Genomic DNA, 25,860 nt, shown 5'->3' on the forward strand with positions numbered 1-25,860 from the left:
TCGACGCCTTCTCGCGCGCCGTGGTGCGCTACAGCAAACAGTTCCGCAGGCAAGATCTCACGGAATTTCTGCAAGGCGCGGCTGCCCATTTCGAGACGCGATTCGTTCCGCAGCTGGAAGGTAATATTGGTGCGTCATGGCCATACGCAATGACGTGCAACGCCGTGACCAAAGACGGCGCAGCTGAAGCCGGCGCAAATGCCTGCAGGGCTTTGGCGGCTCGACTGGCGCGCCTAGACGACGCCCAGCTAAAGCAAGTCGACCCCAGAGCGTTCTCTCTGTTTGCCTCCTCCTTTGGCCGCCATTCCCGCTTTGCGGAATGTCGGGACGGAGCGACCCGGATCGCCGAATTCTGCCGCGACCAGCCGGCCGTGCTCAACAGATTGAGCAGCCAGGATCTGTCCTTGCTGGTCAATGGTTTTAGTAAGTGGCCGGAGCAGGGCGCCTGCCGGCAAGCCGCTTGCGTAGTCGCAGACATCGTAAGTGCGGACAATCTGTCGGATTTTGAGATACAGCACCTTGCGATCTCGGTGAACGGCTTCAGCAAGTGGCCGCAGGAGGCGGCTTGCGGGCGAGCAACGATTGCCGTTGCAAGCGAACTCGTTCGCCTCGGTGCAGGTGGACTTTTTCGTGCCACTGAGCAGCAACTGGCAAATCTCGTCAACGGCTTTGCCAAATGGCCGCAAGACGGAAACCTTGGCCGCGCTGAAGTCCTAGTCGCCGCAGAAATCGACCGTCGTGCGAGCGGCAGGTTTGGACTCGCGGGCTTCAAGCCCAAGGATCTGGCGATGCTGGTGAACGCCTTCGCTAGCAAGGTGGAGGAGGAGTGTGTTCGCGCCAGCGGCGAGATTGCCCGCGAGATCGTTCGTCGCGCCGAACGTGCCGATCAGCTCCGGGACTTCTCTTCTCAGGATCTGTCAAACCTCGTCAACGGGTTCAGCAGGCTGGCCGCGCAATTTCCGACCGAGGACGTTGCGTGCGTGCTCGCCAGTGAGATTCTCCGCCGTGCCGACCGGGCGGGCCGTCTGTCTGAATTCAATCCGCAGGACCTGGCGAACATAGCGAACGGCTTCACCAGATGGCCGGCAGTTATCCAAGCGTCCCAGGCAACCAGCGCGATCGCGCGCGAGGTCGCGGGTCGACGCGCCCAGCTCCCATATTTCCAGGAGCAGGGGCTTGCAAATCTCGTGAATGCCTTTAGCAAGACCGTGCTGCCGGGTGATAATGACAGCGTGACTGCGACGATCGAGATCGCCAGACACATCGTGCGTGCCGCGAGCGCAGGCGGACTCGCCAGATTCAATGAGCAGGATCTCGCCAGTCTAGTGAATGGATTTTGCAAATGGCAGGGTGAGGAGCACTGTGCTGAGGCGATAACCACCATTGCGGACGAAATCCGGCACCGCGCGTCGGCGGCCACAAGTCTGGCGGATTTTAACTATCAGCACCTGGCCAACCTTGTGAATGGCTTTAGCAAATGGCCGGACCGGACCTCTCAGGCCGCAGCGCCAATTGCAAACGAACTCAGCCGCCGCGCCGGGGGCGCCAACGATCTTGCAAATGCAACTGCGCAGGATCTGGCAAATGTCGTCAATGGTTTGAGCAAATGGCCCGATGAGCTTAGCTCGCATCCGGTCATCGCCGCCCTCGCAAGCGAGATCGGTGATCGCGCCCGCCGCGATAATGGCCTGTTTGATTTTAGTGAGCAGCACCTGGCGAATCTGGCGAACGGCTTTGGCAAATGGCCGGCACAGTCCGCTGGCCCGGCCATCGTGTCGGTCGCCCGTGAACTGGGACGCCACCGCGCCAACTCGTGCGCTCGCTTCGAGAACAGGCAGCTGTCGATGCTGGTGAACGGCTTGAGCAAAGTGGCAGAAGAGGAGGCCTGTGCACACGCCGCAGCATTGCTCGCAGCCGAACTCGTGCGCCGCGCGGCTGGTGCGCGAGGGCTTTCTGAATTCACCCCGCAAGGACTTTCAAACCTCGTGAACGGGTTTGGCAAATGGGCAGGCGAGAAGAACTGCAGCGCGGCCATTTTGAAAATCGCGCCCGAAATTTGCAGCCGCGCGACGCGCGAGGGTGGCCTGTCCGACTTTACGAAGCAAAACCTTGGGAACCTTGTCAACGGACTAGGCAAGCTGGAAGATGAACGCTGCGGCGAAGCGGCAGCTTTGATCGCGCGCGAGATGATGAGCCGCCAAGGGGGGCTCTCTGATCTCGAGCCAATCGCCGTCGCAACCCTCGTGCACGATTTTGCCAAATGGCCGGACGAGGACGCCTGCAGGCAGGCTGTGATCGAGATCGCGCGCAGCGTGGGCGCTGGCGCGCGGCGGTTTAGTGCCTTCTCCATGGCTGAGCTCGGTGTGCTTGCCAATTCGCTGTCGCGCTCGACGATGGAAGCAGAAGATCGCGGAGCAAACGATGAGATCGCTTTATTGAAGAGCCGCCTGCACAAGCTCGCGCACCATCTGTACTATGCGAATGATCGTCTGCAACAGGCGGGCCTTGTGAGCATCGCCAATATTTTGAAGGCGCTGGGCAAGGTGCGGCTGTTTGACGACCTCTCTTTGCTGGCGCCGTATGGGCTAAACAGGCTTGCGGAATTGACCGGGCGTGAGGATTTTGCCCGCGAGCACGATCTGGAGAACCTTGGCCACCTGAGCGTCGCCGTGCTGCCCTTGGCGCGCAGCTCGCAGAAGCAGCTGCGCTGGCACCGCAGGCCCGCGCTGAACTTGCTGAACGACATTCAGAACATCGCTGAAGAGAAGATCGCAGCCCACCTGGCCGCGGGCGATCCCGGGCGGACCCGTGGACCACACGCGAGCCGCACCCCCGCCTTGTCGATATATCAGGTCCTCAAGGCCCGTGTGGTCCTCGAGAAACTCTATCGTCGTCCCTATGTCGAGGGCGACCAGACCGACTTGCGCATCAGGCAACAGGAGATTGAGCGCGGGACCAGAGAGATCCTGCGCAGCACACGCGAGCTGATCGAGCGCGATCTGTCCAATATGAGCTGGAATCTGATCGCGGATATCGAGGCCGACGATCCGCTCGATGCGCTGGATATGTTCCTTCAGCAGAATGTCGAGGCGGTCCATGCTCAACGCCCTGCCTCGAAATTCAATACTCTAGACGTACTGCGCGACATGGACCAAGCGCCGCGTCCGCCAGAAGGTAATGCCGGATTGATGCAGCTGCCGGTCGTCGACATGCGAGGGCAGCGCCTTGGCATCGAGCCTGAGACACGATATTCGATCTTTCATCGCCTGACCGAAGGCAAAGTGCCGGTGGTCGCGGTGCAGCTGCCCGGAAAGCCGAGCAGCTTCATGCTGACTCGCACACTTCCCGTCGACGGCGTGCCCTATCGCATGGATCTGTTTGGCGGCAGCAAGCTCAAGCCCCCGCGATTGACCCTCGCGCAGGTCGCCGCGCGCGCCCCGGGCGGCCGCCGCATCGAGCAGGCCGGCGGCAAGCTGTTGGCGATTCCCTATGCCGACACTGCGGCGGATACCGACTTTGAGCGGCTGGCGCGCGCCTGGGCGCCGTTCAAGGAAGCTTACTTCTATACCCAGCGCAGGGGATTTGCAGCGATCCCTGCTATCAAGGATCTCGGACCGCACGATGCCGTGCTCGAAGGCGCCTTCAAAGTCTCCTTGCTGCCGGATCGGCCCGCGGGAGAGGCTCACCCGTTCGTCCTTGCTGGACCACAAGGGCAGGTTGCATTGCGGCCGCATGACGGCACGGGATTCATCAAGGCCTCGCTGGCTGAGAAGATGCGAGCCGTTCGCCGCGCCGGCGACCAGGATGGTCCCGATCGCGTTCCGGCCTATGCCGAGGGCAAAAGAGCATCCCTGCCAGCCTCGGCGCTGCATCATTATCCCCGCAGCGAGGCCGTCGCGGAGGAGGCAAAAGAGAAGGCCAGGATCTGGCTCAACAGCAGAAAGAATAAGGAGCTCACCTCCGAGGAGCTTTATCGGACGGTGACGGCCGCACACATCGATGCTCCGGCCGCGGTCGCCGTACCCTCCAGCGATGGCCGCCTGCATGTTCCGACCACCAAGAGCGACACGCTGGCGGGGACGACGGGCGTGCTGATCGGCCGGTCGCCCTACGACAAGCCGAACCTGCGTCCCTTGGCGGCCTCCGATGTCAGATCGGCCGCAGATGGCGACCCGACGGCCACGTTCCTCGATAGATCCGTTGCCATGCAATACAGCTTCAATGTCGCCGAGAAATCGCAGGACGAACTCAAGGCGGACGATCCGACCTTCTTTGCCAAGGGTATGCTGATCGTCGTGCCCGACGAGATCTGGCCGACCGACTTTGCCGACCGCGACATCGTGATGTCTGCCGAGGACGTCAAGATCCATTCCAGCTGGACGAGCAATAAGGACCGCGTGAAGCGGGACACAGCGCTCGACTGCGTCGGCATCCTGCAGGCCGTCGAAGTGTTCGCTCCAGGCTCGCTGGTTGCCGTCCCGCCCGTCGAGCAGAAACGGCTTGACGGCGATTTCGATGGCGACGCCGTCATCATTCTCGGTGATCGGCCAGCGCTTTATCAGCATGTGCGGCAATTCGATGAAGAGGAGCGGGCGCGCGGCGTGCCCTCGCTCAAGCCGCCGAAATCGCACACGCCGGCGATCGAGGAGGACCGCTATCAATTCAGCCGCGCACGCCAGATCCTCGCCGCCACCAAGGGTGTCCTGGAGACCTATACCGGACTACTGCGAAGTTTCCTCGGACAATCGGATGAAGCGCGGCGCTGGTTTGCCGAGCGCGCTTTGTTCGGCAGCTACGAGGGCGTTCACCACAAACTCAAGCGTGAGCTTCGGGAACTTTTGGACCAGGAACAGGTGAGCCGCGCCGATGTCGAGAGCAAGCTGGAGCAGGCGAAAGAGGAGATCAGCGAGGCGGGCCACCCTGCCGCCCGCGAAATGGCCGATCTTTTTATTGCCGAGCTCCAGGCCTGGGCGAGGGAAGTGCAAGCGGGGGACAATATCGCCAGCCGTTCTCATGACGCGAGGCTGACGTTAAGTCCGCAGCTGAGCGAACTTTTCCCCGATCTGGCGGAGGCCTATCCGGCCGCTGTCCGGCCGCGCGAGCGCATCCAGCTTCTCCTCGATAATTATCCGACCCGCGTCCATCCGAGGCAGGATGGTTACGTTCCGCATGATCCTATCAAAAGCGTAAGCAACTTTTTGAGCCTCGGGGTCAAGATCGGCACCGACGCATACAAGTCCGACACGGGTGCGCAGCTGTTCGCCGCCAAGAGCAAACGTTTGCAGGAACTGCTGCAGGCAACGCCGGGCCTCAAAGCAGTGCCCTACACCAAGAGCATGGCAGCCCATCTCAACCGGGGCAGACTGGATGCCGAGGCGACCTTGTCCGACCTGAAGGACAATCCGACCTTGGCAGCTTCGGTCATGGAAGCCTCGATCAGGCTCAGCGTGGAAAGCGGTATTCTGCCGGAGCCTTCCGAGCTGCGGCCAGCCAATGAGGACGGCGAGGTGATCACTTTGAGCCGCGAGGAGGCCGCGGCCCGCGCGAGGCGTGAGACCGATCGGGCCAAAACCGAAGATGAGGCGATCACCGCGGTCGTAGGCGAGATCGTAGCGGACATGCGAGATCAGCACGGCATTGTGGTGAATCTGCCCCACGGTGAGCATCGCCTGCGAACGGAAGAATCATTGACCGACCAGCTCACCGGCAAGAGCCTTCCGGCCGCCAGCGCCTCACAGCTGATCAGCAACGCGGTACGGCACGTCTTCGAAATTGCTGATGGTGATTTTACAACGGGCTTCAGAAAAGCCGTGCTCGCTTTTGACGGGCGCGGCTATTCGGAGCTCAGCACAACCAACTGGTTCAGGACGCCGAATCCGACCTATCTCGGGATCAAGACCGTCTTCGCGACGCCCGAAGGTTACCGCTTCGAGGTCGAATTCCATACTCCGGACAGCTACCAGGCAAAGCTTGCCAATCACGACACGTATAAGATGCTGCAGCGAGGCAGCAGAGGGACCATGGACCAGGCGAGGGCCGAGTACCTCGTCGAGCGCGCCAGGCAGATCTGCAACGAGGTTGCAGTTCCCGATCAGGCGACGAGCATTCCGAACTGGGAGGCGGAAGCAGATGGCACCGCTGACGCCAGCGCGGTGCTTGCCCTGGCAAATAGGCCCGCCATGCCAGGGCGCTCTCCGAGAGCCGGACAAATTGTTGCAGCTCTCGGCGAGAAGCCGATTGTGCTCGTCGGCATGATGGGCGCAGGGAAGTCCTCAATTGGCAGGAAGCTATCCAGGCTGCTGGGCCTTGACTTTATCGATTCCGACAAGGAGATCGCGACCAGGGCAGGCAAAGACATCAACCAGATCTTCAAAGACCATGGCGAGCAGCATTTTAGGGATTTGGAGGAGAGTGCGATCCTTTCGTTGCTCGGGCGCGGGCCGGTCGTGCTCGCAACGGGTGGCGGCGCCTTCATGAGCGAGAAGATCCGCGACCGGATCCGCGAGAAAGGGGTCTCGATCTGGATCAATACCGATCTTGACACGATCACAAAGCGCCTGGCCAGGGATAAGACGCGCCCGCTGCTGCAAACCGGTGATGCAAAGGAGACGATCAAGGAGATGGTGCGCGAGCGCGCTCCTGTCTATCAAATGGCCGATCTCAGCGTTGAATTGACGGACCGGAAGATCAATAAAAGCGCGGATGAATTGCTGAGCAAGCTCCACGAAAAGCTTATGGGCGGCACTGCCAGCGAACCAGGTTGAGCCGGCGGTCTTTGGCGTAACAAAGCGGATCATCCAGGCCGCCGTCACCATTGCTGGACGGGAGTCGCATCGACATTTCGGTCACGGATTGAGGTCGTGCGTCGAGAGGAGCTGGATGTGGCGTTGTGGGCATGTAGATTACTCTACACACGCCTTCGATCTCCTTGCGGGTCGATGGCCGTCACTTGAAGCATGAGTGGGAGTGTACCTGTTGTTGTTGAAAACGCGGTCCAGATTGCCGGGAATTTCCTTGAGCGCAGCGGCGAGATAACCGACGGCTACGAGGCGGGCCAATTCCTCGTGATGACGAGAGGCAAGATGCTGGCCGGCGAACGGCGTCAGCTGATGCTCGCCAACCAAGCGATCAACGCTTACCGGAAAAGCAAGCCTGAGGTCGCCTAATGAACCCGAAGAATACCTTCGATCCCGACATGGCGTGTCGCGTCCACGATGGTCTCAATGATCAGCTTATCGAGTGCGAGACGCATTGGGCGCCGCTGTACCGTGAGCACGGGGTCAAACAAGAGGAGGGTGCGATCGCCTGGGACGGACTTCTCTTGGACTGTTGGACGCCCATCCTTCATCACCATCCAAGCGGTCACTGAATGGGCTTCACCTCGTCGATCTCGACACGGTGACACCTCACAACCGGAATACACGCTCGTCGGCGCTGAGCACGGTGACGAGCCTAAAGCTCTCTTTCGGGCACTTGATTCGTCAGACTACCGTACTGGTCTTGAATCGTTTCAGGACGGCGTAGAAAAACATCAGCACGGCGATTGGGCAAGCAACCTGAGTGAAGCCTCGAGGATTTTTTCGAACGCTGGACCACTCGCTCATCCGGTTGCAGCTCCATCAGTGATGCTAAACGTTAGGCTGCGGGCGGCCTCAAGGCAGTCGCGGGGCTTTGTGACGATGGTCAGGCGAGAGTACGGCATCGGTGGTTTATCTTCATCGTATCCTGTTGAATGGCGACCTTGCACGCTGCTCAGCAACTGAGCCAGGCGGAACTGGATGCCTTTGAGCAGCAACTGGAAGCGGCGCGCCTGGCCGTCACGCCTGCCTGACGCTCCGGCCGCAAGCCGCCGTCCAGTGTGCCCGCGGAGTATCGCGATCACATTCAGGCCATGGTCGGGGGCATCACTACTCGCCGAAACCTCAAGCCGCTCACCGCCGAGAAGTATACGCAAATGCTTTACAAGGTGGCGAATTACTCCGCTAAGCGTGGCCAGTCTCTCGAAGGCAGTTGACGGCAAGCTATCACTCTGTGCAGGAAGCCATCGATGCATTGCCGGCGAAGGGCGGGGATATCGAAATAGCGCCGAGCATCTATCGCGAGAAGGTCAGAATCTCCAAATCCGGTGTTCATATCAAAGGTACCGGCAAGAAGCCGGATGATACGCTCATGGTGTATGGCGATGGCCCAATCAATGTCGGAGGAACAGCTCGTTCGAACGAACTATCAGCGCGGACCATAGCGGAGCGTTCATGGTGAGGGGGTTCGACGGAGATCCTCGAATGAATGACGGGAGCTGATTGTGCTGGAGAGCCTTGTCGAGCAAACCAACCTCTTCGGAGCGTCGTGTCAGCACCGTCGTCGCGTCTAGATCGGCGCTCCGTTGTCTGGTCCAGCAGCTCGCCGCGCATCACGCGAAGGCTCTCGGCCAACCACCGACGCACCACGAGGAAACTGAAGCAGGAATTGATAGTTTCCTGTAATCAAAGGTCGCTTCACAGCTTGAGGCCGTGATCATTGAGCACCTTATCTCTTAGAGCGCCTTTGATCTCGCGGGCGATTTCCTTGCGGACCTCAGCACCCAACTCTCGCCTGGCATCTTCGACGAGATCAGATTCAATCCCGGTCAGGCCCTTATTGGCGAGCTGCTGCTCCAGTCGCCTGTCGAACTGATCCCCCATTGCGTCAATGAGTTGATCCTGCATCGTAGCATGGTCTTCAGGTGCGATGCGACGCACCACATCATCCCAAGGTTGCCAGTCCATCGCCAAATAGTTGGCGAATTCCGCCGCCTCCTTATTCCGCACCGATGTCTCTGCAGTGTCAAGGTCAGCGTCGGTGACGCCGGAGACATCAAAGTAGCGCATGTCCGGCGCGACGTGTTGCAGTCCGAGCCGCTCGCGCAGCTTGTTCTGATAAGCGAGATAGACTTCAATGGCGTCGATGTCCTCGGCGTTGTAGACGGAGCTAAGCGAGTGAGCCTTCTCGCGCGCGATCCCCTCCAGCGCGTCGAGGCGGAACATGACCCGCCCAAGATCGACGAGATCAGGAAGCCGTGCCTTATTGTCATAGACGCCGTTCTCGATGTCTGCGATGAGACGTGCGGTTTGCATACCGTTCCAAGTCAAGGTTCTGCGATCCTCGCAGCTCTGATTGGCGTCGAGGGCCAGTTGAAAGTACTGCGCACGCAATTGCGGATTTTTCGTCGCCTGTCGCAGATCATTGGCCACCGAATGCCGGAATTCTTCATTGCTAGAGTTGACGGACTCGAACAGCTTGTCGAGGAAAAGCGCGTATTCCCGGGCGCCCGGCTCTTCTGCAAAGGTCTGCCAAGCAGCCAGGACCTCCCGATCGCCCTCCTTCGGATTGTCCCTGAGCCAGGCGGCGACAGTTTCGGTAAGCGCATCGGCCTGGCCATCGTCTGTCTCGGACAGTTCACTTTCGTCGTCGCGCGAAAGGTGGACGGTCGGACCGACATACCCCTCGGCGCTTATGACTGTATCCACGTTCGTCAGCACCTGCTCAGGTAGCGGATTTTCAGTCAGAACTATGCTGGCCCCAGCGCCCAACTGCGTCAGCAGGGCCTCGGGCAGACTCGTCAACTGGTTTTCGCTGACATCGAGAAACTGGAGCGAAGCAGGGAGGGCCTCCGGCAGACCCGTCAATTGGTTTTGGCTGACGTCGAGAAACTGGAGCGAAGCAGGGAGGACCTCCGGCAGACTCGTGAACTGATTGTGGCTCGCGTGGAGAAACTGGAGCGTAGCAGGGAGGACCTCCGGCAGATTCGGCAACTGATTGTGGCGGAGGTCGAGAAACTGGAGCGCAGCAGGTAGGGCCTCAGGCAGACTCCTTAGCCGGTTGGAGCTCGCGTCGAGGCCTCTGAGCTCGGTCGGAAGCGCGGGCAGGCTGGTCAGCTGATTGCCCCTAACGTCGAGACGCTGAAGCGAAGCAGGCAGGCTATTGGGCAGAGTTGTAAGCCGATTGAAGGGCACATCGAGCACGAGGATTCCGGTCGGAAGTCTCGGCAGACTAGTAAGGAATAGCGATTCGAGATCCAGTCTCGTGGCCTCTCCCCGCGCATTCACTCGCCTTACCGCTTCTTCCCGATCCTCGAGCGGGCCCACCTCCGGTTCAGCAGCCCAATGCTCAAGCGCCTCGTCTTCGTCCCCCTCCGCATGAGCTGAATCCGCCGAGTTTGCTGCACAGCCCATCACGACTCCGTCCCACTGCGCCGCGGCCTCGTTTTCCCGGCTCTCTTGTTCGGAAGATGCTGAGGGGACGCCACTGCCGCGCTGAATCTGTCCTGCCTCAAAAGGATCCATCCCGCCCCCTTACGAGACTGAGCAGACTCAGTCCACGACGACACGTCGTAGCGTCTAAGACACTTAGCTTTCGATAAGCTGACAAGACCTATCGCCGGAAGGTGGCTTCGCTCACCGGTGGCAAAACGAGCAACCTGGGGTTCTGCAGCGACACTCGTCAGCTGATCGACAGCTAGGCCTGCTAACGGCAGAACGCTGCCACGTTGACGGTCCTGCGGACTTATCAGGTCAACGAAATGGCAGAAAGCTCGCAGCAGTATCGATCGATTTGCCGCGGTGCGACTCGCGTGAACCTACACCGGCTTGAGTCGGGACGGAAGCCGCAGCGCACGTGCACTGGCTCTCGAATGGCCAATACGCCGCGCAACCACCTGCTTCGCGACCTTGAGAAGCGGGGGTATTCTTGTTCTGACGATGGAGAAATTGATGAACACAGGACAGGCACAGTGGAGTGCAGGGTCTTCCTCGGCCCCTTCTGAAGAGGGGGAGCAGGAAAGTTACCTCAGCGGCTTCAGCCGAGCCGTGGCGGATTTGGTCGAAGCCTTGACAGGGTATCGGACCCCAGCCTCCGCGCGCGCGCAGATCCTGGACAACTGGGTTGCCGAGGAGGGGCAGGGCGAAGCCGAGAATCGGCGACAGGGGCGCACACGAATTAGGGCTTCGGACAACACGGGCTCGCATTCGCTGGATTTGTCCTCCCTCTCCCTGACCGCTTTGCCCGCCGCCCTGCCGCCAAGGTTGCTGGAACTGCGCGCCAGGCACAACGAGCTAACTAGCCTGCCAGATACGTTCCCACCCGGTCTTCAGCATCTTCTCATTAGCCACAATCGCTTGATCAGTTTGCCGGACGCTCTTCCGGCGACCCTCTCTCGGCTGGAGGTGGCCGATAACAGCTTGACCAGTCTGCCGGCCAACCTTCCGGCTGGGCTCGAGATCCTAAACGCAAACGACAATCGACTAACTAGGCTGCCCGACGCTCTCCCGAGCGCGCTCACCTCGCTCGCGGTTAGTGGCAATCAGCTGACCGACCTCCCCGAGTCTCTCCCATCGTGGCTCATTGAACTCGATGTCAGCAGCAATCAATTGGCCAACCTCCCCGACCCTCTTCCGAGCACGCTCCAATCGCTTAATCTTAGCGGTAACCGGCTGACCAGCCTGCCTGAGGGTCTTCTTGAGGGGCTTGTACCGAATCTTAGTCTCAACTACCCGCATCTGGAGAACCTCGAGTTCGGGGATAACCCGCTGCCGGACGACGTCCTCGCTCATCTGGCGGCGGCTGAAGCGCCACCGCAGCTTGCGCAGCAATCTCTATATGAGGCTGCCGCACAGTGGCTCGCAGACGATCCGGCCACGCTGGCCGAGTGGCAGCACTTTGCGGATGAGCCAGGCGCCCAGGACTACGCACAGTTCCTGGAGAGACTACGAGGCAGCGTGAACTACGGCAATGACGCGTTTCGGCAGGCAGTGGCTGATGATCTGCGGCAGGCGGCGGCCAATCCGCGATTGCGCGAGCAGTTCTTTGCACAGGCTTCCGAGGCCAACGCCAGCTGCGAGGATCGTGTTACCCTGCACTGGAACGGTATGCAGACCGCGCGCCTCAACGCTGACGTCGAGGGCGGGGTATATGACAATCGGCTTGGCGAACTGATCCAGCGCGGCCGTATTGCGTTCCGCTTGGAGGCGCTGGATGAGATCGCGCGCGATAGGGTCAACTTGCTCGTCAGCGACGACCCGAACGTAGACGACATAGAAGTCTACCTGGCCTACCAACATCGGCTGCGCGAGCCGCTCGAGCTCAGTCACGTCGCCCCTGACATGCGCTTCCTGGCGGTCTCTCACGTAAGCGAGGATGACGCGGCGCGGGCGCTGGACCTGGTCCGGGAGCGGGAAGCGAACCAGTTCACCGATTACATGGCAGCCCGCTGGCAACCCTGGGAGACGGTGCTGAGGCGCATCGCTCCGAACGAACATGCATCGATGCAAGACCGGCTGGTCGAAGCCATGGGCGAAGAGTTTCAAAGCCGCTTGGATCGGCGACTGGCCGAGCGTGGTCTGCTGGGCGACCCGGATGCCGAGCGGGTGCTCGGAGCCCAAGTCCGAAACGAAATCGCTGGCGAGATCAAACGCGAGGTCATGCACCGGGTGCTTGGGACGCGTGGCATCGAACAATGAGACTTCCCAAGACTCCAGCAGAGATATGTTTCATTGCTCTGTAGCTCTACCCCGGCCAAACCTGATGCAGGTGAGGTCGTGCGCGCTTGCCTTGGCTCGGTCCCGAGATTGGACGACAAGCCGGCGCTGGCTTCGGGTTTAGGGCCGGCGTGCGCCGCGCTTGTGAGCGCGAGCAGTGCCGCGGCGAAAGTGATGCGTTTCGCTTGTCTTCCTTTCCGCTAGTGTGGAGTTGGATGTAGCCACTGATTTGAAAGCAAGCCAGATCGAAAGATGGGCATGATCAAGGCCTTGCGCCTGATCCGATCGCTACATTCTGAAGACGCCGTAATGCGGCGCTTCAATGGGAGTATTAAGCGAGGCGCTCAGGACGATTGCGAGCGCGTTTCTGGTATCGATGGGATCGAGAATACCGTCGTCCCAGATTTCGGAGGTCGCATAGTAGGCGCTTGATCGTTCCCGATACTCTTCGACAATCGGCTCTCGAATTGCTAGCAACTCCTGCTCAGATAGGCGCCCCCCCGCGCGGGCCAATTGTCTTGCCTTGACATGGGTTAGCACGCCTGCGGCTTGCTCCGCACCCATCGCAGAAATCTGAGCCTGCGGCCAGGTGAACATAAAGCGGGGATCGAAAGCGCGTCCGGCCATCGCGAACGTTCCCGCTCCGTGGGAGCCGTTGCAAACGACTGTGAACTTGGGCACCGATGCTCCAGACACGGCCATGATCAGCTTGGCGCCATCCTTAGTGATGCCACGCCTTTCGTAATCGCGGCCAACCATGAAGCCGGTGATGTTCTGCAGGAAGAGCAGGGGTGTCCGGTTCTTGTCGCACAATTGGACAAAGTGAGCGCCCTTCAGCGCACTGTCGCTGACCAGGACACCATTGTTTGCGAGAATCCCGATCTGATATCCATAAAGCCGTGCAAAGCCGCACACTAGAGACTCGCCATAGCGTGGCTGGTATTCGTGGAATCGGCTGCCATCGACCAGACGGGCGATGATCTCTCGCATGTCGAACTGCACGCGAGGATCACTGGGAATGATGCCGTAGAGCTCAGACGCATCGTAAGCGGGCGGCTCAGGAGGGACTCGATCGATTGAGGCTTTCGTAGGACGATTGAAGCGAGCGACGATGTCCCGAGCGATAGCAATTGCGTGCATCTCGGAGGTTGCGAAATAGTCACTGGTCCCAGACACGCTGGTATGCATATGAGCCCCACCAAGCTCTTCCACGGATACTGTCTCGCCCGTGGCCGCTTTTACGACCGGGGGTCCTCCTAAAAAAATCGCTCCCGTTCCCTCCACGATAACGTTGTAGTCGCTAAGCGCCGGGACGTACGCCCCTCCCGCGGTGCAATGGCCCATCGCGATTGCGACTTGTGGCACTCCCAGCTTCGAGAGAATGGACTGATTGCGGAAGATCCGACCCGCATAGTACCGATCGGCGAAGAACTCGGCCTGCAAAGGCAAGAATCCGCCGGCACAGTCGCACAGATGAACCACGGGCAGACGGTTTTCGATTGCTATGTCCAAGGCCCGAACGATCTTCTTGACGGACAGCGGGTACCAGGCGCCGCCCTTTACGCTGGCGTCATCCGCGTGAACCACGACCTCGTGACCCGCTACGATCCCGATGCCGACGACCTGTGCTGCCCCAGGCACCTCGCCGTCGTAAGCCTTGTTGGCGGCTAGTGTCGAAAGCTCGAGGAACGGAGTTTCCGGATCGAGCAAAGCGTCGATCCGATCACGAACAAACAGCTTGTTTTGCCGACGCAGCCGTTCAAGGTCCCGTTCGGGACGTTCGAAACGGGCGACACGCTGTCGTTCCTTCAATTCGGCCGCAAGTCGTCTATTGTGGAGTTCGTTGAGGCGAAATTGTTGCGATCTGGTATCCGCCACAGAAGCGATCCGCTGCATCCTAGCGCCCTTCCTCGGAGAGCGTGACCAGCGCAGCGCCTCGCTCAAAGCTCTCGCCTTCTTGGAAGTGAATTTGCTCGATCACGCCGTTCTGTGGAGAGCGTATCAGTGTTTCCAATTTCATGCTCTCGATTTTCATCAGCACCGTGCCTGCCGGAACGGGTTGGCCAGGCGAAACGTTAGTCGTGACGACGACGCCTGGCATTGGAGCACGAGCCACGAGATGATCTGTCTCATCATTCGCGCAAGCAAGCGTTCTCAATGGGTCGCGGTAATGCAAACTGCGCGTCCTGCCGCGGATATGCACATGAATCATATCGCCGTCGATCGCGAACTGGACCGGTTCGCTTTCGCCAGCGATGGTAAGGACGCCGCAACTTTCCCCTTCCTGGGAGAACGCCACTGGGACAATTACTTTGTTGCGTAAGCGGAGGCGATAGCCCTGCTGACACCGTGAAAGCGATAGCTCATAATCTACGCCGTCAACTTCAAAGCAGTGTCTCACGTCAGTTTCTCCAGCTCCCCAGCGCTGCGTGAAGCTCTGGCACGGCATCTGCCGATTCGCGCACCGGTCTCGTCAGCAGAGCGGCTGTGGCGAGAAAGGCCAACAAATCGGACGCAGATTCGCCCGATGCGATGTGCGGATTCTCCTCAAGATATCCTGTATGGAGCTGTCCGCTAAGAAATGTCTCGTCGCGGAGGATACGCGCGAGGAAGCTTGCGTTTGTCTCGCAGCCGAGAAGCACCAGGTTCCGCATCGCGCGATGAGCTTTCATCGCAGCTTCAACGCGTGTCGGCGAATGCACGATGATCTTTGCAAGCATGGGATCGAATGCCGTCGTGATCTGCTGGCCCTGCAAAATGCCGCTGTCGACCCGTACGCCGTCGCCGTCCGGGTACCGGAGCATGAGTATCTTACCAGTTGTCGGAATGTAGCCGCGTTCCGGAGCTTCCGCGCACAGCCTAGCCTCGATCGCGTGTCCCTTCGAGACGACATCGGACTGCGAAAATCCAAGTTGGTGGCCTGCGGCGACATAGATCTGTTGAGCGACAAGATCGATCCCGGTGATCATTTCGGTCACAGTGTGCTCGACCTGCAGGCGCGTATTCATCTCCAGAAAATAGAACTCCCCACCGCCGAAGACAAATTCGACTGTTCCTGCGTTTCGATAGTTGGCGGCACGCGCAATGCTGACGGCAGTTTCGCAGATCCGTGTCCGCAGCTCCGATGACAGTGCGGGCGAGGGGGTCTCTTCGATGATCTTCTGGAACCGGCGCTGCACCGAACACTCCCGTTCGAAGAGATGGACGACGTTTCCGAAGCAATCGCCCAGCACCTGCACTTCGATATGCCGCGGGTTCTCGACATATCTTTCGACGTAAAGCCGGCCGTCCCCGAAATACTTCTGGCCCTCGCTACGCGCCTGCGCAATCGCGTCCTCCAGGGTATCGAGATCGCGCACGATGCGCATGCCCTTGCCGCCACCGCCGGCCGACGGTTTCACCAGCAAAGGAGCTCCAACAGCGCGCGCCCTGGCTGTGAAGGTCTCTGGATCGTCTTCTTCGATGGCCGAAAGTCCGACCTGAAAGCCGTTCCGCTGAACGAAGTTGCGGGCCCGGATTTTATCGCCCATCAGTTCTATGCTGTCGGGCGTGGGCCCTATGAACGCAATCCCTGCCTCAATCACGGCCCTGGCGAACTCCGCATTCTCAGAGAGAAATCCATAGCCCGGATGGAGAGCGCCGGCCCTGGCCTTGCGGGCGGCAGCGATGATTTGCGCGACATCGAGATAGGCAGCGGTCGGCGTGCGACCGCTAATGGCAATAGCTATATCGGCCATAGAGACGGCCGGCGCTCCCGCATCCGCATCGTGGTAGACAACTGCCGAGCGAAGCCCCAGCTTGCGCACCGTATTGATAAGTCGTACGGCGATCTCGCCTCTATTGGCGATCAGAATGGTGTCGAAGGGTAATTCACGCATTCGCCTATTCATCCAAATAAACGTCCAAGGCTCCTTCACTTGGGCGCGATTCGTGTTGCCCGCGCCCATTCCACTGTCATGATGTGAAACCGAGGCGATCCCGGAAGCCCCCGGACGCGAGTCCCGAACGCGGGGCTCCGGCTCTACTGGCCGTGGCTCATTTCGAGCCTCCTCTTCTCACAGACTCGCGAACTGACATCACGTAGCGACATTTGTCGCTCAAGCTGAAGAATTTGGCTCTGAGACAGGCGGCGATGGCGTCCGTATCAGGTATGTGGCTACAAGGCGAAACACGTCCGGTGTGCAGGCTTCTCGCTCCTCCGCCGTCGCTGGCCGATCTCGCGCCTCCGCCTGTTCGGTGCATAGAGCTATTGTCGTCGCAACAGCCACAACAGGCACGCTTGCACAGCGATGTGAGTTGAAGAGCCAGGACCTGTGCGTTTGCTGCTTTTGATTCACGATACCCTCGTCAAGTCGATACACCCTGCGGTATTGTTCTTCCCGCGCCACGCGCAACATGGCCTGTCTACCGGGAACGGGCAGGAACGGTCACCGGAGCCGCTCTTGCGTCTGTGCGCGCCTATCGCACTGGTGCTTGATTAGCCACTACGTACAGCAATCTGCGGCAACCTGGCCTCGGCTCAGAACTCGAGGCGGCCGATGACGCCGAGCCCGGTCGATACAGGCGAAACACACATTGCGGTTCTCAGGCGAAAGAGGTCACGCTAGCGGTAAGACATAAGGGAGCGGGAGAAATTTCGGAAGTCAGCTCCGTCCGAGCCGACCTGAAGCTGCACCTGATCGGTGAGGGCGGACAAGTCGTGGTCTGCGGCCGGGGATCACCCACATGTGTGGTCTTGTGATCTGCATTCCACCTCTTGTGAGGCGCGGCGCACGCGGCAGCGGAGATCGGCATTGTGCCTCTTTGGGGGTCGAACAACCTCGTTGCGAGGCCATTTCGCTTTAGCCGCGAAATGTTGGCCTTGTCCGCCCGCAACTCCACCATCACTCCATGCGGTCCATAGGTCACTTCGCGTTCGGAGGAGTGCTCGAGGATCGGGACGGACGCTTGCCGCGTGAGCTTAAGAGTTTGAGACATTCGCAATTCTCATCACCTTGCAGGAAGCGATCAGATGGCCGCAGCGGGGCGCCACCTGCCTTAGTCGTACAATCTAACGCTACGTACGATTCAAGCCCTTCGAGGACTTGCTCGTGTGGATATATCCAAACTCGCGCGCCTAACGTCCATCTGGCGCCAATCAGAAGTAGCGCTTTCACTCGCGCTCGAAAATTCTTAGTGTCATTCCGATCTCGGCCGGCAGTCGTCGCGTAATGGACACGACAACTCCAGTAGGGCTGCTCGGTCCAAGCCGGCAAGTTGGAGATCTAAATATTCGAGTGGCTTGCGATCCTAGTCGGCCAAGCGGCGAGAGCCATAGCAGCTCGCGAGCGACATGCCGTGGATGGCGTGAAATGCTGTCGTCGACACATTCCAAAGAAACTTGACCCGGCGCGGCTTTCGCCGAAGGAGCTCGCCGAGGTTCTCGTGCTGGAGCACCGGCTGGCCGGGGAGTGTGTACGGCGCATGAGAAAACCCTTTCTCAGCGAGGTGAATGAACGGCATAGACAAGACAAGCACATCCGAAACTCCCGCGCCCGGCCGAAATCAAACGCCTCAATTCCATGGGCGCAAAGCGCAACGACCAAACCTCTTTCCCGGCTTTTTCGTGAATGCAGGTGCGAACTATCGCTTCCGGGATCGTGACTGGCGGCTTTTGTTGGGCTGACAGGTGGCCATAGGACCGAACTTGCAAATTTTGCGAGATTGCGACCTACGTAATGGTACGGAGGGCTGGCGTCGTATTTTTTTGAAGAAGAAAATGCATGCTCATCCGCATGAAACCGAAAGATCCGTTCTACGATCCGAAATTCTGGCGATCTCGTGCGGAAGCGACGCGGACTAAAGCGGCCTCGTTGTCTGAAGGCAAACCCAAAGACAGGCTTCTTAAGGTCGCCGAGGAATATGACAAGCTAGCCCGACGCGCAGAGGAATGGCCGACGCTCAAAAGCGATGGCGACGCCGATACTAAACGCAGTGTCTGATGCTTCGCCGCTCCTAGACGAATCCTCAGCTACCTCTCTAGGTTGGTTCTTTGGGCCGGGCTAATCCGTTCGGACATCAAAGTCCCGCCGTAGGTCGCGTGAACGAAGGCTCCGCGACATCGATTCCAGAGATCGTCGGGCCGGCGATTTTGATCAATGTCGATCAGAAGCGCAACGCAACCCACGACCGGAGAAGACGGCCCATACTTGGCACCCGACCAAATGAACATCCGTGCGGCCGTAGCACCGGCGGACTCGGGGCCGATCGTCGGCCCCTTTGTGTGGCATATCATTTGCAGGAGGTTATGGGGGCTAGACACGGCCAGGTGCCGCGCCATGCCCCAACAGCCCGACGCACCTCATGCCCGGCAGTGTGCGTCGGGCTTCGCGCTGTTTCAGCGTCGACGCTCGGCCACATTCACCGGGGCTAAGTCGGACATAGAGGCTGGTCCGATAGGCCGAGACCGCGCTGCCGTTCGACGTCGAGAAAAGGGGGACGTTATGTAGCTGGCGCGCGTGTAACAACAAAGGCTCTTGGCGGTCCTGGCGTGGGCAACCACGTCCCGAGGTATGTGGAGAGCGCGTCGTCAACTTGCATACGCTAGATCGCGCGGTCGCATTCGCCGAATTGAATCGCGTGCGCGAATTTCCAGAACAGCTCACTTAGCTGTTTGGTTGCCTGTCTTTCCTGCTACAGGATGGGCGACCTCTCCTATATTCGCTGCCCAAACGGCCGCCGCCCATGAACGAAATCCGCGAAAATGTCACCACTAAACCGGCGCGCCTAAGTCTTGTGGCACCAGCTTGGCTGCTTTGGCACGCTCATGAGAACACGTAGACGGCCCAGAAGATACCGGCCCAGAGGAGTGCGCTGACCAGCATCGCCGCAAGCGGCCAAAAATTCCATCTTATCCGCGACTGCGAAGCATCCGGACGCAATGGGCGATCGGCTTTACCGCCTTCAATCACGCGAGGTTTTGGTTTGCACCAGTGCCTCATCCGTGCGCCATCCTTGTGCTGTGCAAGTTGATTTGGGTCGCGGCATTCGAAGATCGCCAAGCGAAGTGAACTGTGTCTCGATGCCAATGGGAGTTGGCTCTGAGCCTGGCGAGCCCGATCGTCGGCCTGGCCGACTACCAGGGTCGCGCCTTGTTCAGCTGAGATTGAAATGCCGCGCTTTGTTTGATGTGGCTGTGCCATTATCCATTCGCGCCCTAGCTCAAAGTCCCTCATGACCGGCCTCCGCTTGATGGTGCCGCTATCTGCTTGGCAAGTTGACGGCGACCGCCACATGAGGTCCGCCAATTGTACAGCTACAAGCGAGCTTCAGCACTGCATTGATCAGGGTCAATCGAGCAAGTTTCATTGTGAATTTCTATTTCATTGACCAACGGCCGACGCTTAACTGCGGTACCTTTCACTCAGCAATCTGTGTGCCGTACGCGAAAAGTGCTCTAAGCGACCCTTATGAGAGAAAGGCCCGTTGTTTGCCGCGGTGCGCGTGGAATGATTTCGCTGCGGTGGTCGAATTCCTGCCATCAATGTCCTCAACCGGACACGAGGTGGTAACAATAGGAGGGCAAGGGACGCCAATCGCTTCTGGTGCCGCCAAGGCGGCAACAATGGGTTCGCACTTGCGGCGCATCCAGCTAGCCATGTTCAGCGCCGTCATTTCGCCACCGGCTCGCCCTCAGATCGTCTGAAGAAGTCCGTCCCTCCGCACCCTCACCAGTATCGACTCACTCGCGCAACTCGCGGCATGTTAGTCGGCGCTGCTTCTTCCGGTCTCACTCAGGCGCACGTGCATAGGTGCCGCTTGAGCGATGCACGAACTTGCATCTAAGTGCCTGGCATTCCATCCACATACTGAAAAGTGTCTCCGCGACCACCGTGGGGCGGGCCCCCCGAATGCAGGTTTGGGTATTGCTGCGCGGCTAGATTCTGCGAGTGCATCTGTGAAGCAAGAATCTTGATATAGGCGCAGATCGAGCTCCGCCACACTCATGCTTGCCGATGGGGGCAAACATTTACGCTTAACCAGGTTCTACCGCATCGCGGATCTGATTTGAGAGCTCGCGAAATTCCTGGCAAAGGAGAGGAGTACGACCGCACTCGGATTGATGTCTCAGTCGCATGCGCGGGTTGCTGGGACGATTGGGACAGGCCGCGGCTTCGTTCACCTATCGAACAGGAGGAGAACAGGTGGGTGCCTCCGGTCCCTCCGCCTACTGCAGCTCGCGTGGGTGAGGGAATCTCAGGCGCGAAAGGATTCTGTGCAACGGCCAAATACCCGAGAGTCACAATCAGCGTCCATCGCAGTTGCGAACCGAGCTGAATAGCTCGAATCTCATGTAGCGTAGATTGCGGGCCTGCAAAAGCGATGACCACGCTGTCCCATGGAGGTCTACAACGGGCTCCCGTCTAGGCCACTCGATGTCCGCCCCCGCTGCCGGATAAGCGCGCGGCGCATCGAGATCGCGATCAATGGCCGAAATGGCAGGATCGATTTCCATCCAAGCAATGGAGATGAAAAGAGTGGGACCTCTTTGGCTCAACGCGCTATCAAGGCCCATCTTGCGGTTTTATGATTGGGACCGAAAACTCAAAACGGAGCTGTGCCCCCACAGGGCTTTCTTCGGCGTTCGCCTTCATTCGAACTGGTGCCCCACTATCGCCGCGCGGTAGAGCCGATGTATGGTTAGCAACAAGCGTGCCATGCCAGGCGAGCTTCTCGCCGCCGCCTTGTGCGTCTTCACGTGGCGACAATCTAGTCTTGCGCTCGGTTCATCTGTCCGTCCTTCTTCAGCCCGGACTTTAATTGAATAAGCGGTCGTAGGTCTGATAACTGGAATGACGTTCTGCGATCGAACCGTTTCGCCCAACTCCGCTTTAAATGAACCGCGCGTAGCGCAGTTCCTGCCAAAATGCGTCTAAAGGCAGATATGAGACGCAGCGAGGAACGCGCAATCCTAGCGGTCATTGTCTTTCCGACTACTCCCTTCCGCTCAATGCGTGCGACCAGGGCATGAGGGTGTACGCGGCAAGTGGATTTATGGCGCTGATCGCAGCGTCTTTCCTCATGCTCTGGGTAACACCTGCGCCAGACGCTCGAAGCGGAGTCAACCTGACCAACGGGCTCGTACTTGTTACCAACTGATGCGAGGTGTTGCCCGAGACTGCTGACGGAGCGGCCGAGACGGGATGTCTCGGGACAACAATTGGCGATCGAGCTGAACCATGCCCTGCACTCTGAATGTGCGCCCCTGAATCTCGGACGCCACAGGCGTATCAGCAGCATCTCACGCCGGCTATGCGTGTTGCGCATGATCGTTCCATCATCGGTTAGTGCTGTCATCGGCGGCACGTGGCCCGCATGGCCATCGATTATGCGAAACCGCCAAGCGATGGCGGACTGTAACGAAACGCAGGTTACGCGTCGGATCTCCTCAAAGATCCGCGTTTCCATCCCTGAACGGCCGGGCGGACGCGCTGTAACGAATGCAAGCACGATAGAGCAGCGGCTCGACGTACCCTACTCCTCCAAAGTCCGCGGCCGCATGTTCTGCATCGCCTTGAAATCAGCAAGCGAGGGGCCGCATCATCGGTAGGTGAACTCCGATGTCCTCGATTGGAGTACTGCACAAGTAAAACAGTGTTGTGATGGTGGGCCGCGGCAATACCAAGGGTAGGAGCGGGGGAGATGCACTGCCCCTCGCCTTGCAAAGCGTGAGCACCTTGGGGCTAGGCTGATGCGCCCCCTCTGTGCGTCAGGTTATTGTCAGCTCGCCCGCCTATCACTGTCCACAGGTCTCGAGCAGGCCAGTACCGTGCAACTTTTGCGATAGGAGAGCGAACCTCGTGTATAACAGAATCACTGGTTCTTCCAGCCAATTTCCAAGCGCGAGCCAAGCCGATGAATCAGAGCTGTCAGCAGATAGCCGGAGGTTTACCGAAACGCTTGCAGACACGGCGCCTGGTTCATCCTCGGGGGCGGCACGGCCGTACTCCATGGTTTCACAACCTCCCATCGATGAGATCGACAGGGAGTCGTTCAGGGAAGAACTGAGAAATTTCTATGGCAACGACATCAAGCACATAGCCGATAATCCGCTAGAGTACTCGGATTTCGTTTCCGAAAAAGCTGGACGCACAGCGATGGTGGCCAGAGCGGCGTCCACCGTAGAGGACTCGGACCAGGCGCGATATTTCAGTTATCAGTTGGGTGAGAGGAGTGTCGGGCTTCTAAAGACCGAAGGTCGACGTCGCATGGAAGGGGAGGCGTGGGAGCAGCACTTTCCTGGGCGAAAACACGTCTCGTCCGTTGTCGCTCTCCGCGTTACTCATCCGCTCGTTGAGAGCGCAGGCGATATTCTGCTCGAACATCAACTTCAGCTCGACGGAAAGCGGGCATTAATCATGTCGCGTCCTGCCACGGATGAGGTGACGCCCCGTCTGGAGCAGAGGGGCTTTGTTTACGTGGGTGACAATGAATATGTGCTTGACCCTAGGCAGCATCCCGACAAGTGGACGCTGAACGAGGAAGGAAAATGGCAGCGCGCGGACAAGCCTCGCCTATATCTCTCGAAAGCTGAGAGTAGCGATGACGAAAACGAGGGAAGTGTCGACGAATATTCGGGCGAAGAATACATTGAAACGGATTCGTCTGGGGACGATCCTTCTTGGTATTTCGACCGGCTCAATTTAGGCCAGGGGACCGGTTAGCGGACGCCGCGCCCGGGGGCAGCTTGGGTCCAACTGGCCGACTGATTCATACCTGCATGCACCGGCGCGAAAGCCGCTCTGCAACGGGAGCACCCGCCGCGCGCGGGTGTGCTCCCGTTGCGGTGCCGTGAGCAGAAACAAAGTAGAAGCGGCGGCGGTTCCCGAATTTGCAGGCAGAGCAACTCTTTGACTCGCTAGTCAGCTGCTCTGAGCTGCCTTTTGGCTCATTGGCAATCTCTTTGGGATCTGAGCTCCGCAGGCATCGTGCGCAACGCGGTCAAGACGCCTCGGGCGGATGTGGTTTCCAATTCGCCTCCGACTTAGTCGGTGCGGCCGTTCCGATTGGCAGGGCCGCACACGTTCGCGAGCGAGAATTCGACGAAGTGACCAAACGATTCCTGATGCCTGCCGTGGTTGATCGTGACGTTGTTCTCATCATCGTTGAAGGCCTATTCAAGCTGGCGTTTGGTGATAACCGGGAGCTTTTGTGAAAGCATAATCCTGCACGCGCGGTCACGAAGTGATCTGAGACTGCTCCAGCTGTTTTCGTTGGCGCGTCCTGAATCGTACGATGAGCCGATTCGGCCCAGTTGCGCGATCCTTGCAGGGCCTTTGCCGGACGATCTATAGAGGTGTGCCGCCTCCTGACCGAGCAACGGCCCACGCCGAACGTCGCGGTTGCCTATACGATCTGCCGCTTCAACGACATTATGCCGGCGCGCTATGGACTTCCGCCTGACGATCATCGACGAAGACGGCACAGACCATGACCCATTGTGGTGGTGAGGTGGGCATCTGAGAAGCAAAGCGATGGCATTGATGAAAAGACATCCGCGCGTGATGGAGCCACATCGGCGGTTCGCGGATGATAACCCCAACCATTGTGTCAAAGCGCATGATGGTGAAGTGTCGCCTGGCATACCCCTCCTTGACAGCAGCGATGATGTGAGATCAGTCAATAGAAAGTCGCACAGCGAACCGCCTTTCTGAAGGCCTGGGCCGATTTGACATTCATGTGCAGGTCGCGACATGCCGGGCGAACGTGCGAAAACTCCTTGGCCCTGATCGATCTCGCCGCGATTGGCAATCAGAATCCTAATCCGATGGCCTTGACCGGAACGGGGTCAAGCTTCGAGACGATCGCCGTTTACGTAGCCCTCCACGCCGCTCGCTCCGTCGCTTGGCCGTGAGTTTAGTGGAGAGGAGCCGTTTCGCGTCGGTGTGCGGCCGGCAGGTCCGCAGGTTTGTCGCCAGGCGAGCCCTCGGCCTGAGCTCCAGCGCATACTGCGGGAACGACTAGGAATGTGGTGAGATAGAAAAGGAAAGGCCTGGTGTTCAAACCAAAATTGCAGGTTAGAAAGCATCCTTTGGAAAGCTTATCCCAGTCTCCCGGTGGAGGTGCTTTACCGACTCAAGAAAAACCGAGCGCCCGGTTGCATGTGCTTGCCGGGATCGGAAGCGGAAGAAGAGAGATGATGTACATCTACGGTTTGCTCAGCAGATTGTTCCAATTTCAGCAGACAATGCACGGGCGAGCATGGCACTCGGACGTTGCGCAGCAGCGCTGGCTGGAGGCGACGAGGCAGCCAGAGAACAAGGTGGTCTACGTCGATTTCAAAGCCATTCGCGAGGCAAAGGAGGGCACGTGAGAGCACAAGTTCTTGAAAAACTTGAGGCTGGCCGCGTGCGATATGGCGAATTCGCTAGCGCGCCGGGATCAGGTCCCTGCGGCCTGTTTTTTGTTCAGGGGCCTTGTGGCTGCAAACTCAGGATAGTCGGATTTGTTCGCCCGGGGTGGGAGCATGTCTCCGTCTCGACAGCCAGACGTTGTCCGAACTGGGAAGAGATGTGCTTCGTCAAAGACCTGTTTTGGGATGAAGAGGAGTGCGTGATGCAGCTGCACCCACCTCATTCGCAATACGTGAATAACAGCCGGTATTGCCTGCATCTGTGGAAGCCGACTCGTCAAGAAATTCCGATGCCACCAACGAGCTTTGTGGGCGTCGTCGGGCTCGGACCATCGGAAGCGGCAATCCTGTTTGAACGGATGAGAGCGATCTTGTGAAAACCGCGGTCCGCGAAGGTGTAGTGATGCCCGCAGCCTTACGTGAGCATCTCCAGACATCTTCGGCCTGATGAGTAAGCTCGTACTTGCGCCAGAGAAAAAGCAAAGCAAGATCCGCTCCGAGCGACGCTCGTCAGACTATTGTCAGGTAGGTTGCTTAAGTGTTGGCCCGTCAATCGACAGTAAGCACTGAATCACCCACCGAAACAAATATGTCTGGTTCTATGGAGAATATGGTACGGCTCGATTGGGTGCCGCGCTGGTTGCGATCGGCGTGTGACATAGCAGCGTTGTGCTGCGTGGCGTGCTTTTTGATGATGGCCCTGACCGTCATAAGTCTCATCGGTGGCCTATTGCTGCTGGTTGAGGTGAGGCGGCGTTTGTGGCCAGTGCGACTGGAGAAGTCGGTTGATGCGAGGCGAACCAAACCGCTTTCAAACTAAGCTGAAGACATTCGGCTATGGAAGTGGCCCACATGCGAGAGCAGATAATGGCCGTGGGCGTACTTGGTTGCGCGAGGCCTTCTTCCTGAGAGAGGCGCGTGAAGATCTTCTACGAGCATCTCCGAATGCAAGAGAGT

At 59.0% G+C, this 25,860-nt stretch carries 13 protein-coding genes; 8 read left to right on the forward strand and 5 right to left on the reverse strand.

The window, feature by feature from the left end:
• Positions 1 to 23 precede the first annotated feature (23 nt).
• The 3 genes from I6F35_RS18185 to I6F35_RS18195 all read left to right on the forward strand — a co-directional run bounded on the left by I6F35_RS18185 (position 24) and on the right by I6F35_RS18195 (position 8,259).
• Complete coding sequence (locus I6F35_RS18185; protein ID WP_225119065.1) at positions 24 to 6,764, forward strand: shikimate kinase; 6,741 nt, start codon at positions 24 to 26, stop codon at positions 6,762 to 6,764.
• Between the two features lie 192 nt (positions 6,765 to 6,956).
• Entirely contained in the window at positions 6,957 to 7,166 is a 210-nt protein-coding gene (locus I6F35_RS18190; RefSeq protein WP_225119066.1) for a hypothetical protein, read from the forward strand.
• Between the two features lie 844 nt (positions 7,167 to 8,010).
• The gene (locus I6F35_RS18195) at positions 8,011 to 8,259 is read left to right on the forward strand and encodes a hypothetical protein (protein ID WP_225119067.1); all 249 of its coding nucleotides are present in this window, start codon (positions 8,011 to 8,013) and stop codon (positions 8,257 to 8,259) included.
• A gap of 236 nt (positions 8,260 to 8,495) precedes the next feature.
• Here I6F35_RS18195 and I6F35_RS18200 read toward each other — a convergent pair whose 3' ends face one another.
• Positions 8,496 to 10,322 carry an NEL-type E3 ubiquitin ligase domain-containing protein gene (locus I6F35_RS18200; protein WP_225119068.1) on the reverse strand — a complete coding sequence of 609 codons (1,827 nt, stop codon included), beginning with the start codon at positions 10,320 to 10,322 and terminating at the stop codon, positions 8,496 to 8,498.
• 426 nt (positions 10,323 to 10,748) lie between these two features.
• Between I6F35_RS18200 and I6F35_RS18205 the strand changes: the two genes are divergently transcribed.
• A complete protein-coding gene (locus tag I6F35_RS18205) occupies positions 10,749 to 12,494 on the forward strand; it encodes an NEL-type E3 ubiquitin ligase domain-containing protein (protein WP_208829611.1) in 1,746 nt (581 codons plus the stop codon).
• Positions 12,495 to 12,800: 306 nt separating this feature from the next.
• Here I6F35_RS18205 and I6F35_RS18210 read toward each other — a convergent pair whose 3' ends face one another.
• The 3 genes from I6F35_RS18210 to I6F35_RS18220 form a co-directional block, all read right to left on the reverse strand.
• A complete protein-coding gene (locus I6F35_RS18210; protein ID WP_208829610.1) occupies positions 12,801 to 14,408 on the reverse strand; it encodes a carboxyl transferase domain-containing protein in 1,608 nt (535 codons plus the stop codon).
• A 1-nt stretch (position 14,409) separates the two neighbouring features.
• Entirely contained in the window at positions 14,410 to 14,811 is a 402-nt protein-coding gene (locus I6F35_RS40520) for an acetyl-CoA carboxylase biotin carboxyl carrier protein subunit (RefSeq protein WP_225119069.1), read from the reverse strand.
• A gap of 103 nt (positions 14,812 to 14,914) precedes the next feature.
• Positions 14,915 to 16,390 carry a biotin carboxylase N-terminal domain-containing protein gene (locus I6F35_RS18220; protein ID WP_225119070.1) on the reverse strand — a complete coding sequence of 492 codons (1,476 nt, stop codon included), beginning with the start codon at positions 16,388 to 16,390 and terminating at the stop codon, positions 14,915 to 14,917.
• Between the two features lie 1,884 nt (positions 16,391 to 18,274).
• Here I6F35_RS18220 and I6F35_RS18225 point away from each other — a divergent pair.
• Positions 18,275 to 18,493: a hypothetical protein gene (locus I6F35_RS18225; RefSeq protein WP_208829607.1), complete on the forward strand. Its 219-nt coding sequence runs from the start codon at positions 18,275 to 18,277 to the stop codon at positions 18,491 to 18,493.
• 822 nt (positions 18,494 to 19,315) lie between these two features.
• On the opposite strand, the gene I6F35_RS18230 is transcribed toward I6F35_RS18225, so the two are convergent.
• Entirely contained in the window at positions 19,316 to 19,726 is a 411-nt protein-coding gene (locus tag I6F35_RS18230) for a hypothetical protein (protein WP_225119071.1), read from the reverse strand.
• A gap of 2,625 nt (positions 19,727 to 22,351) precedes the next feature.
• Here I6F35_RS18230 and I6F35_RS18240 point away from each other — a divergent pair.
• The 3 genes from I6F35_RS18240 (at position 22,352) to I6F35_RS18250 (ending at position 25,280) form a co-directional block, all read left to right on the forward strand.
• Positions 22,352 to 23,215 (forward strand): host specificity protein, encoded by an 864-nt coding sequence (locus I6F35_RS18240; protein WP_208829605.1) that lies wholly within the window; start codon positions 22,352 to 22,354, stop codon positions 23,213 to 23,215.
• A gap of 1,331 nt (positions 23,216 to 24,546) precedes the next feature.
• A complete protein-coding gene (locus tag I6F35_RS18245; protein WP_208829604.1) occupies positions 24,547 to 24,864 on the forward strand; it encodes a hypothetical protein in 318 nt (105 codons plus the stop codon).
• Positions 24,861 to 25,280: a hypothetical protein gene (locus I6F35_RS18250; RefSeq protein ID WP_225119072.1), complete on the forward strand. Its 420-nt coding sequence runs from the start codon at positions 24,861 to 24,863 to the stop codon at positions 25,278 to 25,280. Before I6F35_RS18245 ends, I6F35_RS18250 begins: the two co-directional genes overlap by 4 nt.
• The last annotated feature ends 580 nt before the right edge of the window (positions 25,281 to 25,860 follow it).

The sequence above is a fragment of the Bradyrhizobium sp. BRP22 genome (assembly GCF_020194175.1).
Classification (GTDB): Bacteria; Pseudomonadota; Alphaproteobacteria; order Rhizobiales; family Xanthobacteraceae; genus Bradyrhizobium.